Here is a 12,570-nt window from a genome sequence, read left to right as displayed (position 1 = left end):
TGAGGCTGTGGGCCTGAGCGAGGCGAACTGGTTCAAGAGCAGCTACAGCCAGGGCGAAAACACCGCTTGCGTCGAGGTCGCTTTCCACTCACCTGCCGTGGCGGTGCGGGACTCCAAAGACCCCTCCGGCCCGCACCTCACCGTCAACCCCTCTTCCTGGCGCGGCTTCCTCCACTCCATCAGCTAGCGCAGTTCTCCAACGCCCGGGCGACGTCCCGGCGGAACGCGTCGTCCTCGCGGAACAGGTCGCAGCCGTCCGAGCGGGAAAACCGCCCGTCGGTCGCCAGCAAGTCCCGTAGCACCGGGGCAGCCGATGCCGGCAACGGTCCCAGCTTGGCCAGCGAGCGCGCCGCGTCGATCGTGTGCGACTCGATCAGGTCCGGCTCCACACCCTCCAGCGCCCGCAGTAGCACCGGCAGCGCTTCCTCCACCACACCCGTGACGCGGCCCAGCGCCGCCGCGATGGCCACCTCCGTCCGCCGGTCGTCCGCGTGGCACGCGCGCAGCACGTCCGCCAGGGGCGCCCCCTTCTCCCCCAGGGCCGCCGCCCACGCGACCGCCGACCTTTCGCCCGCCTCGAGCGCGCTCTCCAGCAGCTCCACCGCCAACCCCGGGTCGCCGCCGAGGCGGGCGCAGGCCGTCGCCGCCGCCGCGCGCGGGCGCCACGGCCTTCTGCGGCCCTTCGCGATCTTCTTCAGCTCCCGGACCGCCGATACGCCGCCGACGTCCGCGAGCGCGTCCGCGCACCACTCCACCGTGTGCGGGTCGTCGGCGCGGAGCAGCCGCTTCAGGTGCGGGGCGGCCTGCGCGCCCGCCGGGCCCCACTCCCGCAACAACCTGGTCAACGGCCACACCGTGTGCCGATGGGCGCCGGGGTCCAGCACCTCGCCCACCCACGGCAGGAACGCGGGCGCGAACTCCGGGGCGTCCATCAGCATCTGGTGCGCCCCCGGCGCCCTGAACAAGCTCCAAGACCCTCCGCGGCCGCTGACGCCGCCCGTCATCAGCACGTGCTCGCGCGTGCGGAACCGCGCGAGCAGCGGCTCGACGCACCGGGCGTCCTTCAGCCTCAGCAACGCCCACAGCGCGTAGTCGCGGGCCTGCGGGTCGTCCGCGAGCGCGAACAGCTGGTCGGCGTACGCCGCCGACGCCGGCGCCACGCCCCCGAGCACCGCGGCCGCCGCGCCGCGCTCCGGCGCGTCCAGCATCGCTCCGACCAGCGGGAGCAGCCCCGCGACGGCCGACCGCCGGTCCGCGATCTCGCCCAGCACGACGTGCATCGCCGCCGAATGCCGGTTCGGACGCCCGGCCAGGGCGACCAGGAGTTCCTCACGCGGTCCGGGAGCCAGGCGCCCGGCGGCCCAGCGGACCGGGGCCGGCCGCTCGTAGCCGTGCAGGCCCGCGAAGGCCGTCACGTCCCCGCACAGCAGGTCGGCGAGCCGCTCGACCGGCGCCGCGCCGGTGATCCGGGCGGTCGTGGTCAGGGCCGCGGCGTGGATCGCGTCGGTCTCTTCGCGCTCGGCCAGCCACGGCAGCACGTCCTCGCCGCCCAGCTCCCCGACCGCGATCACGAGCCCCAGCCGGACCGCCTCGGACGTCTCCCCGGGCCAGCGGTCCAGCAGCGCGGCCAGCACCGCCGGGTCCGGGTGTTCGCCCAGGACCAACACCGCGGCCCGCCGCACGGCGACGTCGTCGTCTTCCACCAGGGCGAGCAGCCGCGGCACGGCGGCCGGCCACGCCGCCCGCCACCCGTCGTCCGCCACCGCACGGGCCCGGTGGGCGAGGTCGTGGACGATCTCGGCCACGTCGGCCCGCTCCGGCGAGTCCGGGTGCTCGAGGTAGGACAGCAGCGCGGGCAGCGCCTCGGCCGCGTCCGGGTTCCAGCCGGACGCGGGCACGAGCGTGTCCGACAGCTGCTCGTAGGCCTCGCTGAACGAGTCCCCGGAGAGGTCGCGGAGCATCAGGCTCCAGTGGTCATCCCAGGCCATCGGCGCAGCGTAGCGATCTTTCCGTTGCGCACCAACGGCTTTACTCGGACGGGATGATCGCCCACAGGATCAGGTACGCCACGAACTGCGGCCCGGGCAGCAGGCACGACAGCACGGCCAGCAGCCGCACGGTGCTCGTCTTCATGCCCCACCGCTGGGCGAGACCCGCGCACACCCCGCCGATCATGCGGCCGTAGCGGGGACGGGACAGCCGTCGGGTGACCGGTGCGCTCATCGTTTTTCCCTTTCCTCGAAGTTCCGATATCTCCACTTCACCACCGGAGTACCCGCTTCCGCATCGCTCGCGCGAAGGATCGCTCCCTTAGGGGACGGTAAAAGCGAAAAACGTTCGGACGGCCGCGCGAAACCCCGAAAACCGGGCCGAACTCGGGTGACCTGCGCGTTCTGCGTCCGATGCTGGGAAGATACTGAGAGATGTCCCCGTCAGGGCTGGTTTTTCCGCCCGATGCGGCGATACTGGCTCACCGTGTACCCCCGTCCGAAAACTTTGGTCGTCGCGATGGTCTGCGCCCTGCTCACCGCCGGGTGCGCGCAGACCCAAGCCACGCCGGAGAAGACTTCCGGGCCGACTCCGCTGACCGCGTCCGCCGCGCTCGGGGACTACGCGACCGTCGACTACTGCAGCCTGCTCGACGTGCCCACCGTGGCGCCCGGCGCCGTCGCGGCCCCGACGTTCGAGACCTGCCGGGCCGACGCCGGCGGGCGGACGATCCTCGTGGGGCCGCTGGCCTTCGACTCCGACCCGAACATCCGGCCCTACGCCTACCCCGGGCCGGTCCCGGACGGCGTCGCGGTCCAGCAGTCGATGTTCAACGACCACAGCACGTGCACCCGCGCGATCACCTTCGCCGACGGCAACCGGCTCGACCTGTCGGTCACCGACGCCGGCGACGACCGGGCCGCGCGCTGCGGCGTCGCGGACGCGGCCGTCGGCTCGGCGCTGACCGCGATCACCTCGAACAAGGTCGGGCGGCTGAAGTTCCCGGACCGCTCGTGGGGCCTGGTGGCGCCGTGCGTGCTGCTCGACAAACCCGGCCTCGACGCGGTCGCGGGGGCGGGCAGCCGGCCGGCGACGGGCCTGTCCGGGCACAGCTGCATCCGCGGCAAGGTGAGCCTCAAGCTGACGGTGCGGACGGACGAACCGTCGGCACCGCCCGAGACGCTCGGCGGGCGGCCGGCCGTCGTCCGGCTGGCGGGCGCGTTCTGCCTGGTGGACACGACGCAGCCGGCGCCGGGCCTGCCGGGCCGCCGCGAACTGGCGGAGCTCAGCGTCGTGGAGACGGCGGGCACCGCGGGCGACGGCACGTGCGCCCAGGCCCGCACCGCGGCGAACGCGATCCTGCCGCTGCTCCCGACGGCTTAGGAACTTTTTCCGCGACGGTTGTCGGATCGCGCCCGGCCGGTTCGTAGCCAGGGTGAGAGCACCCGAACCGAAACGGAGTCCCGCCATGACCGCGACCTACACCTTCGACGTCTTCGCCAGCCTCGACGGCTTCGGCAGCGACCACGGCGACTGGGGCGGCTACTGGGGCAAGCAGGGCCCCGAGCTGCTCGCGCACCGCCTCGCGCAGTACCGCGACGACCCGCGGATGGTCTTCGGCGCCACCACCTTCCGGTCGAACGTGGAAATGCTCGCCGGCGACGACGAGGCGTTCGACCCGTGGGTGCGTCGGATGCGGAGCCTGCCGGCCACGGTCATCTCGAGCACGCTGCGCGGCCCGCTGGACTGGCCCGACGCGACCGTCGTGAGCGGCGACGCGGTGGACGTCGTCGCGCGGCTCAAGGAGGAGTCCGCCGTGCCGTTGCGCTCGCACGGCAGCCTGTCGCTGAACCGGGCGCTGCTGGCCGCCGGGCTCGTCGACCGCGTCCAGGTGACGATCTTCCCGGTGCTCACCGGCAGGACCGGCGACGGCCCGATCTTCGCGGGCGTCGAGGACTTCGACCTCGAGCTCCTCGACACCCGCACGCTCGACGGCCGTACCCAGGAGCTCGTCTACCGCCCCACCCGGCACCCCTGAACGCCGTGAAGGCCTCCTCACCGGGCAAAACCCGGAAAGGAGGCCTTCACGAACCAGCGGTCAGTCCTCGTAGGTGAGGTTCTTGCCGTTCGCGGGGTCGAACAGCTTGATCTTGTCCGCGTCGTACCAGACTTCGAGGTCCGCGTTCTCCGCCGCGGACGACTCCGCCGACAGCCGGGCCACGATCTGCGACTCCGCGCCCGGGACGTCGGACGAACCGCTGTCCGCGGCCAGCTCCGCCAGCTCCTCGGACGTCGCGACGTCGCCCTCCAGCGTGAAGTGGGCGAACTTCTCCGAGCCCATCGACTCCAGCACGTCGATGTGCGCGGTGAACGTGGCGCCCTGCGCCTTCTGGCCGGCCTCGACCAGCGCCGCGTCCTCGAAGTGCTCCGGCCGGATGCCGACGATCAGCTCACGCGGCGCACCGGCCTTCTCCACCAGCTGCCGGACGCGGTCCGTCAGCGGCGTCGTGCCCAGGGCACTGTGCAGCTCGTTGTTCTCCAGCGTCGCCGGGACGAAGTTCATCGACGGCGAGCCGATGAACCCGGCCACGAACAGGTTCGCCGGGTTGTCGTAGAGGAACTGCGGCGCGCCGATCTGCTGCACGTACCCGCCGCGCAGCACCACGACCCGGTCGCCCAGCGTCATGGCCTCGGTCTGGTCGTGCGTGACGTACAGCGTCGTCGTGCCGAGCTGCTTCTGGATCTTCGACACCGACGTGCGCATCTGGCCGCGCAGCTTGGCGTCCAGGTTGGACAGTGGTTCGTCCATCAGGAACGCCTTGGGGCTGCGGACGATCGCCCGGCCCATCGCGACGCGCTGCCGCTGGCCACCGGAGAGGTTGGCCGGCTTGCGGTCCAGGTGCTGGGTCAGGTCGAGGATCTGCGCCGCCTCTTCGACCTTCGCCCGGACGGTCTTGTCGTCGACCTTCGCCAGCCGCAGCGGGAAGGCCATGTTCTCCCGGACGCTCATGTGCGGGTAGAGCGCGTAGGACTGGAACACCATCGCGATGTCCCGGTCCTTCGGGGCCTTCTCGTTGACGCGCTTGCCGTCGATGCGCAGCTCGCCGGAGGAGATGTCCTCCAGGCCGGCCACCATGTTCAGCGTCGTCGACTTCCCGCAGCCGGACGGGCCGACCAGGATGATGAACTCGCCGTCGGCGATGGTGATGTCCACTTCGGACACCGCGAGCGCGCCGTCGGGGTACTTCTTCGACACCTTGTCGAGGACGATTTCAGCCATGACTACCCCTTCACCGCACCGGAGGTCAGCCCCGCCACGATGCGACGCTGGAAGAACAACACGAACACAATGATCGGGATGGTGATCACGACCGCGGCCGCGCTCACCTGCCCGGTCGGGTCTTCGAACTGCGAAGACCCGGTGAAGAACGACAGCGCCGCCGGCACCGTGCGTGACGCCGTGGTGGACGTCAGCGAGATGGCGAACAGGAAGTCGTTCCAGCAGAAGATGAACACCAGGATCGCAGTGGTGAACACGCCCGGCGCGGCCAGCGGCGCGATCACCCGCCGGAACGCCTGGGCCGGCGTCGCGCCGTCCATCTTCGCCGCCTTTTCCAGCTCCCACGGGATTTCGCGGAAGAACGCCGACAGCGTGTAGATCGACAGCGGCAGGGCGAACGTGATGTAGGGCAGGATCAGGCCCGGCCAGGTGTCGAACAGGCCGAGATTCCGCTCGATGTTGAACAGCGGCGTCACCAGCGACACCTGCGGGAACATCGCGATCAGCAGCGAGAGCCCGACGAGCAGCTGCTTGCCGGGGAACTCCAGCCGCGCGATCGCGTACGCGGCCATCGTGCCCAGCACCACCGCGATCACGGTCGAGATGATCGCGATGCCGATCGAGTTCACCAGCGCCAGCAGGAACTCCGACGTCTGGAAGATGTCCGCGTAGTTCTGCCAGGTCCACGACTGCGGGATGAACGACCCGTCCGTCAGCGTGTCCTTGGTCTTGAACGACAGCGAAACGACCCAGAGCACCGGCACCAGCGCGAACACCAGCACGAGGATGTCGACCAGGCCCCACCTGACTTTGCGGCCCGTCGTGACGGTTCCCATCACCATCAGCGCTTACCCCCGTCGTCCGAACCCGGTGCGGCCGTCCCGAACACCTTGATGAAGATGAAGGCGATGATCGCCACGGTGATGAAGATCAGCACCGCCATCGTCGACCCGATCCCGAGGTTGAGGCCCTTGACCAGGTTGTCGTAGGTCTGCATGGACACCGAGCCGGTGTCCTGCGCGCCGCCGGTGAGCACGTAGATGTTGTCGAAGATCCGGAACGCGTCGAGCGTGCGGAACAGCAGCGCCACCAGGATCGCCGGCTTCATCACCGGCAGCATCACCTTCGTGAACCGCTGCCACGCGCTCGCGCCGTCCATCGCCGCGGCCTTGAGCAGGTCGTCCGGCACCAGCGCGAGGCCGGCCATCAGCAGCAGCGCCATGAACGGCGTGGTCTTCCACACCTCGGCGCCGATGATGATGAACATCGACGGCCACCGGTCGGTCAGCGGCGCCGCGTCCGCGGCCAGCCAGTTGGCCAGGTAGCCGGTCTTCGGCGTCCACGCGTAGTACCACGAGAACGCCGCGACGACCGTGACGATGCCGTACGGGATCAGGGCGACCGTGCGGACGAGGCCGCGGCCGACGAGCGTCCGGTGCATGATCAGCGCCAGCGCCATGCCGAGCACGAACTCGATGGCCACCGACACGACGGTCAGGAACATCGTCGTGCCGAACGCCGTCCACCAGTACGAATTGGACAGCACGGCCCCGTAGTTGTCGAAGCCGACGAACTGCTGCTGCGCGGGGAACCGCAGGTCGTACCGCTGCAGCGACAGCCAGATCGAGTAGACGATCGGGTAGCCGGTGACCGCGATCATCACGACGAACGCGGGCGCGCACAGCCACAGCCCGAGCCGGCGCTCGGCCTTCTTCCCTTCGGAGAGGGCGGGTTTGCCCTTCTTCTTGTGCGACACGGGTTCCGGTGCCGCGGTGGCTCCCGCCGTGGTCGGGTCCTGGACGGTCACGGGATCACTCCCTTCGACTGGAGAGCGTCGTTGAGCTGCTCGCGCAGCTTCGAAGCGGTGGCCTGCGGGTCGATGTCACCCGGCGGGGAAAGGACTTTCGACATCACGGTCGACATGTTCTGGTACGCCGGGGTCAGCGGCCGCACCGCGGAGTCCTTGATGGCGTCGATGATCGAGTCGCGCATCGGGTACTTCAGCGCCATGTTCGGGTTGTCGGCGCTCGCCGGCTTCGACGGGTCGAGCGGTGTGTCGTTGTGGTACACCGATTCGATGGTCGGCGGGACGCCGTCGTTGATCGCCGAGAACTTCTGGTTCTCCGCGTTGCGCAGGCACAGGGCCGCTTCGAACGCCTCCGGCTTGTGCTGCGACAGCGAGCTGACGCCGAGGTCGTACCCGCCGATCGTGGTCTTGGCGGGCGTGCCCGCCTTCGCCTCCGGGTAGACGGCCCACTTGAAGTGCGAGACGTCCTGCGGCTTTTCCTTGGCGTAGGAGGCGTAGACGAACGGCCAGTTGAGCTCGAACGCGGCGTCACCGCGCTGGAACGTCTGGCGGACGTCGTCCTCCTTCGAGTTGGTCAGCGACGGGTCGGTGATGCCCGACGACGCGATCTGCTTCAGCAGCGCGAGCGCCTGCACCGCGCCGTCGTCCAGGACGACGCTCTTGCCGTCGTCGGACAGGATGTGCCCGCCCATCGACTGCACCAGCGTGTTGTAGAAGACGACGAGGCCTTCGTACTGCGCGCCGGTGAACACGATGCTGTAGGGCTTGCCCTGCGCCTTCAGCTCCTTGGCCTTGGCGATCATCTCTTCCCACGTCTTGGGCGGCGTGGGCGTGATCCGGTCGTCGTACCAGAGCAGCTGGACGTTGGTGTTCTTCGTGGCCGCGTAGAGCTTCCCGTTGTAGGTCGCGGTCTCCAGCGGTCCTTGCAGGACACCTTCGCTGGCGGCCGCCTTGTTCTGGTCCTTCCACTCCTCGACCCAGCCGGCTTCGGCGAACTCCGAAACCCAGGTCACGTCGAGGCCGAGGACGTCCATCGCGGTGTCGCCCGCGGCGAGCCGCCGCGCCATCTGCAGGCGCTGGTCGTCCGCGCCGCGCTGCAGCTTGTTGTAGACGATTTCGTACTTCCCGTTGGCCGCCGCGTTGCAGTTGTCGACGACTTTCTGGAAGCTGTCCTCGGGCGCGTAGTAGACGTTGATCTTCAGTCCGCCGCCCGATCCGCAACCGGCCAGCATGCCGGTCACCAAGGCCCCTGCCCCCAGCAGGACCGCGGTACGGCCGGGCGAGCGTCCCCGTTTGCCCGCGCCGATCCTCTTCCCCATAAGGCCTCCTCACCCGCGTGCACGCCGGATACCGCGGTGCCCGGTGGGCACCGCGACGCGATGAGGCGAACCGCGCCAGCACCCCGACGTGCTAGTGCTCGGGCCGCCGCGCTGGTTGGGCGAGGCCGCCCGACTGGTGTCGGACAACTTATGCCGGGCGATCACACCCCGCAAGCAGTATCGGTAACGATTCAGCCCACTGCAGCTCGAACTGTGATTTTCCCCTGATAATGGCGGCTTTTTTCAGGTCGTCGCCGGAGGTGGTTTGAGCGCCAGCTTGGCGAGCAGCTCCCGGCCCTGTTCGGCGGTGCGCGGCTGGCACAGGACGTCGTACCGGCCGGCGACGAGCTGGCTCGCCGAGGAGAAGTCCCGCCGCCCGCGCGACATGCTGTACCCGATGGCGGCGAACATCAGCCCGGACAGGACGCCGAGCACGAGCCCGGTCAGCAGCTGCAGCGCGAAGCCCTGGTTGACGAACAGGCCGAGCAGCAGCCCGGCGAACAAGCCGAACCAGGCGCCCGAGACGGCGCCGGTGCCGAGCACGCGGCCCCAGGACAGCTTGCCGATGACCCGTTCGACGAGCATCAGGTCCACCCCGACGATCGTGACGTCGCTGACGGAGAACTCGCTGTCCGCGAGGAAATCGACGGCCTGCTGCGCCTCGCCGTAGGTCGCGTACGACCCGATCGGCCAGCCGGTCGGCGGGGTCGGCAGCCGAGGCAGGTTGCCGGGCGCCCGGCTCCCGCCGAAGGGACTACTCACCATCATCACCTGCGCACTCGTGGGTCTGGGCGTCCATCTTGTCAAGAACGCCCGGACCGTGCGAGCCGCTTACCCCGAAAGGCCGGAGCCGATTGTCGCCGTATCGACAATCGGCCCCGGAAGCCGGTCAGGAACGGGACTTGTACTCGCGCAGCAACCCACGGGAGATGATCGTCTTCTGGATCTCGCTCGTGCCCTCGCCGATCAGCAGGAACGGCGCCTCGCGCATCAGCCGTTCGATCTCGTACTCCTTCGAGTACCCGTAGCCGCCGTGGATGCGGAACGCGTCCTGCGTGACCTCCGCGCAGTACTCCGACGCGATCAGCTTCGCCATCCCCGCCTCGACGTCGTTGCGCTCGCCCGAGTCCTTCAACCGGGCCGCGTTCACCATCATCAGGTGCGCCGCCTCGACCTTGGTCGCCATCTCGGCCAGCTTGAACGCCACCGCCTGGTGTTCGGCGATCGCCTTGCCGAACGTCTTGCGCTGCTGGGCGTACTCCACCGCCAGCTCGAACGCCCGGATCGCGATGCCGCACGCCCGCGCCGCGACGTTGACGCGGCCGACCTCGACACCGTCCATCATGTACGCGAAGCCCTTGCCCGGCGCCTCGCCGAGGACCATGTCGGACCCGATGCGATAGCCGTCGAAGACCGCTTCGGTCGTGTCGACGCCCTTGTAGCCCATCTTGTCGATCTTGCCCGGGATGGTCAGGCCGGGCGCGACCTCGCCGAAGCCCTCGGGCTTCTCGACGAGGAACGTCGTCAGGTTCTGGTGGGCCTTCTCGGCCCCTTCGTCCGTGCGCACCAGCAGCGCGATCAGGTTGGACGAGCCGCCGTTGGTCAGCCACATCTTCGAGCCGTCGATGACGTAGCCGTCGCCGTCGCGACGGGCCTTCGTCTTGATCGCCGCGACGTCCGAACCCAGGTCCGGCTCCGACATCGAGAACGAGCCGCGGACCTCGCCGGTGGCCATCCGCGGCAGGAAGTGCTGCTTCTGCGCTTCGGTGCCGTGGCGGGTGATCATGTGCGCCACGATGAAGTGGGTGTTGATCACGCCGGACACGCTCATCCAGCCGCGCGCGATCTCCTCGACGACCAGCGCGTAGGTCAGCAGCGACTCGCCGAGCCCGCCGTACTCCTCCGGGATCGTGATCCCGAACAGGCCCATCTCCTTCATGCCCTCGACGATGTCCGCCGGGTAGGTGTCGGAGTGTTCGAGCTCCTGCGCGTGCGGGATGACCTCCTTGTCCACGAACGAGCGGACGGTCGCGAGGATCTCCGACTGCACGTCGGTCAGGCCGGCGGTCTGGGCGAGACGGGCCATCACGGCTCCCTTTCCGGTAGCGACGCCGGCTCCCGGCGCTGGGTTACCGGTGAGTATGACCCGAATCCCCCAACCCTGCTATGAGGGCGCTCACGCTTCGCGTCGTACAGTGCTGGGCGACAGGGGAGGGCACATGACGTATCCGCAGGATCCGAACAACCCGTACGGCCAGCAGCCGCAGTCGGGCGGCTACCAGCAGCCCGGTTACGGCCAGCAGTACCCGAGCGGCGGTTTCCCGCAGTACCCGCCGCAGCACCCGGGCGGCATGCAAGGGCCGCCGCCGGAAGGGCCGGGCCTCGCGATCGGCGCGCTGATCTGCTCGATCCTCGGCATCTTCCTCTGCGTCCTCGTCACGATCGCGGGCGTCGTGATGGGCCACATCGCCCTCGCCAAGGCCAAGCGCGGCGAGGCGGAAGGCCAGGGCGTCGCGCTGGCGGCGGTCATCGTGGGGTACGTCGGGATCGGGCTGAACGTCCTCGCGGTGATCCTCCTCTTCGGGTTCGGCTTCGCGCACGAGCTCTTCCGCTGACCGGCACTGCGCCGACCGCCTGCTTTTGGCCGGATCGGTAAGTTGGGGCCCAGCACGCATCGAGGGGACCCGACATGACCGACCCGTCCGGGGACAACGACCGTCCGGCCGTGTCCTACGACCCGCCACCCACCGCGGAGCCGGCGCCGTACGCGCCGGAGAACTACGACCCGCCGGCGGCCGACAGCACGGTCCCCGAACCGCCGGCGCCCGAGCCGGTGGCCCCCGAGCTGCCGCCCGGGGCGTTCGAGACGCCGGCCGCGCACATCCCCGGCACGCCGTACGCGGCGCCGGGACAACCGGCCTACCAGCCGTACCCGCCGGCCTACGGGCAGCCGTACGGCGGCCCGGCGCCGTACGTCCAGCCGCCGTACGTGCCGGGTCCGCCGCCGCGGCAGGACAACGCGCTGGCGATCGGCGCGCTGGTGTGCTCGATCCTCGGCTTCTGCTCGGGCATCACGGCGATCGCCGGGCTGATCATGGGCCACATCGCGCTGACCAAGACGAACCGCGGCGAAGCCGGCGGCCGCGGGATGGCCACGGCCGCCGTGATCATCGGCTACGTCGTGATCGCGCTGTGGTTCAGCTTCTTCACCACGCTGATCATCCTGGCCGCGAACGGCCAGCTGGACTAGTCGGCGGGCAGCACCGCGTCGCCGGGGGTGCGCGGTGCCGGCGTCGCGTGGCCGTTCGCCTCCGGTTTGGCCTCCACCGCCTCGGGTTCCGGCGCTGCGGGTTCCGGCCGGGCCGCGGGGGCCGCCGGCTTGGGCGTCTGGGCGTCCAGGAAGCGCAGCAGCTCCACCGGGAACGGCAGCACCAGCGTCGAGTTCTTCTCGGACGACACCTGCACGACCGTCTCCAGCAGGCGCAGCTGCAGCGCCGCCGGGGTGTCGGCCATCTGCGCGGCCGCCTGCGAGAGCTTGTACGACGCCTGCAGCTCACCGTCGGCGGAGATGACGCGCGCGCGCCGTTCCCGCTCCGCCTCGGCCTGCCGCGACATCGAGCGCTTCATCGCCTCCGGCAGTGCGACGTCCTTGATCTCGACGCGGTCGATGTGGATGCCCCAGTCCAGCGCCGGGCTGTCGATCATCAGCTCCAGGCCCTCGTTGAGGCGCTCGCGGTTGGAGAGCAGGTCGTCGAGGTCGCTCTTGCCGATGATCGAGCGCAGCGACGTCTGCGCGACCTGGCCGACCGCCGACCGGTAGTCCTGGACGTTGACCGCCGCGACGACCGGGTCGATCACCTTGAAGTAGACGACCGCGTCGACCCGGACCGTGACGTTGTCGCGGGTGATGCCGTCCTGGGCGGGCACCGGCATGGTCACGATCTGCATGTTGACCTTCTGCATGCGGTCCGCGAACGGCACCAGCACCATCAGCCCGGGCTCCGCGACCCGCGACCGCACCCGGCCGAACCGGTAGACCAGTCCGCGCTCGTACTGCTTCACCACGCGCACGCTCGACGCGAGCCACACCCCGCCCGCGAGGACGACGGCGCTGAGGATCTCCACCACCATGGCTGCTCCCGGGGTTGCGTTTTCCCCTGAAAACCCAGCGTACG

Annotated in this window: 14 protein-coding genes; 5 read left to right on the top strand and 9 right to left on the bottom strand. The window is 69.8% G+C overall.

Annotated features, from left to right (window positions below; translation table 11 throughout):
• The first annotated feature begins 7 nt into the window (after positions 1-7).
• Positions 8-187, top strand: a complete 180-nt coding sequence (locus tag ACZ7OH_RS41260; protein WP_470285865.1) for a DUF397 domain-containing protein — start codon at positions 8-10, stop codon at positions 185-187.
• Here the strand turns inward: ACZ7OH_RS41260 and ACZ7OH_RS41255 are convergent.
• The gene (locus ACZ7OH_RS41255; protein ID WP_470285864.1) at positions 180-1,988 is read right to left on the bottom strand and encodes a HEAT repeat domain-containing protein; all 1,809 of its coding nucleotides are present in this window, start codon (positions 1,986-1,988) and stop codon (positions 180-182) included. The genes ACZ7OH_RS41260 and ACZ7OH_RS41255 overlap by 8 nt on opposite strands.
• Positions 1,989-2,028: 40 nt before the next feature.
• Positions 2,029-2,223: a PspC domain-containing protein gene (locus tag ACZ7OH_RS41250; protein WP_400900053.1), complete on the bottom strand. Its 195-nt coding sequence runs from the start codon at positions 2,221-2,223 to the stop codon at positions 2,029-2,031.
• Between the two features lie 285 nt (positions 2,224-2,508).
• Between ACZ7OH_RS41250 and ACZ7OH_RS41245 the strand changes: the two genes are divergently transcribed.
• Positions 2,509-3,372: a hypothetical protein gene (locus ACZ7OH_RS41245; RefSeq protein WP_470285930.1), complete on the top strand. Its 864-nt coding sequence runs from the start codon at positions 2,509-2,511 to the stop codon at positions 3,370-3,372.
• Between the two features lie 85 nt (positions 3,373-3,457).
• On the top strand, positions 3,458-4,027 hold the full coding sequence (locus ACZ7OH_RS41240; protein WP_470285863.1) for a dihydrofolate reductase family protein: 570 nt from the start codon (positions 3,458-3,460) through the stop codon (positions 4,025-4,027).
• Between the two features lie 60 nt (positions 4,028-4,087).
• On the opposite strand, the gene ACZ7OH_RS41235 is transcribed toward ACZ7OH_RS41240, so the two are convergent.
• The 6 genes from ACZ7OH_RS41235 to ACZ7OH_RS41210 form a co-directional block, all read right to left on the bottom strand.
• A complete protein-coding gene (locus tag ACZ7OH_RS41235) occupies positions 4,088-5,269 on the bottom strand; it encodes an ABC transporter ATP-binding protein (RefSeq protein ID WP_470285862.1) in 1,182 nt (393 codons plus the stop codon).
• A 2-nt stretch (positions 5,270-5,271) separates the two neighbouring features.
• Complete coding sequence (locus ACZ7OH_RS41230) at positions 5,272-6,111, bottom strand: carbohydrate ABC transporter permease (RefSeq protein ID WP_086676210.1); 840 nt, start codon at positions 6,109-6,111, stop codon at positions 5,272-5,274.
• The gene (locus ACZ7OH_RS41225; RefSeq protein WP_470285861.1) at positions 6,111-7,076 is read right to left on the bottom strand and encodes a carbohydrate ABC transporter permease; all 966 of its coding nucleotides are present in this window, start codon (positions 7,074-7,076) and stop codon (positions 6,111-6,113) included. The genes ACZ7OH_RS41230 and ACZ7OH_RS41225 overlap by 1 nt, the downstream gene beginning before the upstream one ends.
• Positions 7,073-8,395 (bottom strand): ABC transporter substrate-binding protein, encoded by a 1,323-nt coding sequence (locus ACZ7OH_RS41220; RefSeq protein WP_470285860.1) that lies wholly within the window; start codon positions 8,393-8,395, stop codon positions 7,073-7,075. Before ACZ7OH_RS41220 ends, ACZ7OH_RS41225 begins: the two co-directional genes overlap by 4 nt.
• A gap of 243 nt (positions 8,396-8,638) precedes the next feature.
• Positions 8,639-9,163, bottom strand: coding sequence for a YflT domain-containing protein (locus tag ACZ7OH_RS41215; RefSeq protein WP_364459897.1), 525 nt, complete (start codon positions 9,161-9,163; stop codon positions 8,639-8,641).
• A 121-nt stretch (positions 9,164-9,284) separates the two neighbouring features.
• Positions 9,285-10,481 (bottom strand): acyl-CoA dehydrogenase family protein, encoded by a 1,197-nt coding sequence (locus ACZ7OH_RS41210; RefSeq protein ID WP_470285859.1) that lies wholly within the window; start codon positions 10,479-10,481, stop codon positions 9,285-9,287.
• Between the two features lie 133 nt (positions 10,482-10,614).
• Here ACZ7OH_RS41210 and ACZ7OH_RS41205 point away from each other — a divergent pair, with 133 nt between their 5' ends.
• Both ACZ7OH_RS41205 and ACZ7OH_RS41200 read left to right on the top strand, forming a co-directional pair.
• Positions 10,615-11,010, top strand: a complete 396-nt coding sequence (locus ACZ7OH_RS41205; RefSeq protein WP_470285858.1) for a DUF4190 domain-containing protein — start codon at positions 10,615-10,617, stop codon at positions 11,008-11,010.
• 74 nt (positions 11,011-11,084) lie between these two features.
• Positions 11,085-11,645, top strand: a complete 561-nt coding sequence (locus ACZ7OH_RS41200) for a DUF4190 domain-containing protein (protein WP_470285857.1) — start codon at positions 11,085-11,087, stop codon at positions 11,643-11,645.
• Here the strand turns inward: ACZ7OH_RS41200 and ACZ7OH_RS41195 are convergent.
• Positions 11,642-12,526: a slipin family protein gene (locus tag ACZ7OH_RS41195; protein ID WP_470285856.1), complete on the bottom strand. Its 885-nt coding sequence runs from the start codon at positions 12,524-12,526 to the stop codon at positions 11,642-11,644. The genes ACZ7OH_RS41200 and ACZ7OH_RS41195 overlap by 4 nt on opposite strands.
• Between the last annotated feature and the right edge of the window lie 44 nt (positions 12,527-12,570).

The organism is Amycolatopsis sp. NPDC114478 (assembly GCF_055633805.1).
This window is presented reverse-complemented; position numbering and strand designations above follow the sequence as displayed.

What these genes read in the sequence shown, in the direction of transcription:
- ACZ7OH_RS41195 (WP_470285856.1), bottom strand. Translation starts at nt 12,526, where the DNA reads ATGGTGGTGGAGATCCTCAGCGCCGTCGTCCTCGCGGGCGGGGTGTGG.
- ACZ7OH_RS41205 (WP_470285858.1), top strand. Translation starts at nt 10,615, where the DNA reads ATGACGTATCCGCAGGATCCGAACAACCCGTACGGCCAGCAGCCGCAG.
- ACZ7OH_RS41250 (WP_400900053.1), bottom strand. Translation starts at nt 2,223, where the DNA reads ATGAGCGCACCGGTCACCCGACGGCTGTCCCGTCCCCGCTACGGCCGC.
- ACZ7OH_RS41245 (WP_470285930.1), top strand. Translation starts at nt 2,509, where the DNA reads ATGGTCTGCGCCCTGCTCACCGCCGGGTGCGCGCAGACCCAAGCCACG.
- ACZ7OH_RS41200 (WP_470285857.1), top strand. Translation starts at nt 11,085, where the DNA reads ATGACCGACCCGTCCGGGGACAACGACCGTCCGGCCGTGTCCTACGAC.
- ACZ7OH_RS41240 (WP_470285863.1), top strand. Translation starts at nt 3,458, where the DNA reads ATGACCGCGACCTACACCTTCGACGTCTTCGCCAGCCTCGACGGCTTC.
- ACZ7OH_RS41230 (WP_086676210.1), bottom strand. Translation starts at nt 6,111, where the DNA reads ATGGTGATGGGAACCGTCACGACGGGCCGCAAAGTCAGGTGGGGCCTG.
- ACZ7OH_RS41220 (WP_470285860.1), bottom strand. Translation starts at nt 8,395, where the DNA reads ATGGGGAAGAGGATCGGCGCGGGCAAACGGGGACGCTCGCCCGGCCGT.
- ACZ7OH_RS41255 (WP_470285864.1), bottom strand. Translation starts at nt 1,988, where the DNA reads ATGGCCTGGGATGACCACTGGAGCCTGATGCTCCGCGACCTCTCCGGG.
- ACZ7OH_RS41235 (WP_470285862.1), bottom strand. Translation starts at nt 5,269, where the DNA reads ATGGCTGAAATCGTCCTCGACAAGGTGTCGAAGAAGTACCCCGACGGC.
- ACZ7OH_RS41215 (WP_364459897.1), bottom strand. Translation starts at nt 9,163, where the DNA reads ATGATGGTGAGTAGTCCCTTCGGCGGGAGCCGGGCGCCCGGCAACCTG.
- ACZ7OH_RS41210 (WP_470285859.1), bottom strand. Translation starts at nt 10,481, where the DNA reads ATGGCCCGTCTCGCCCAGACCGCCGGCCTGACCGACGTGCAGTCGGAG.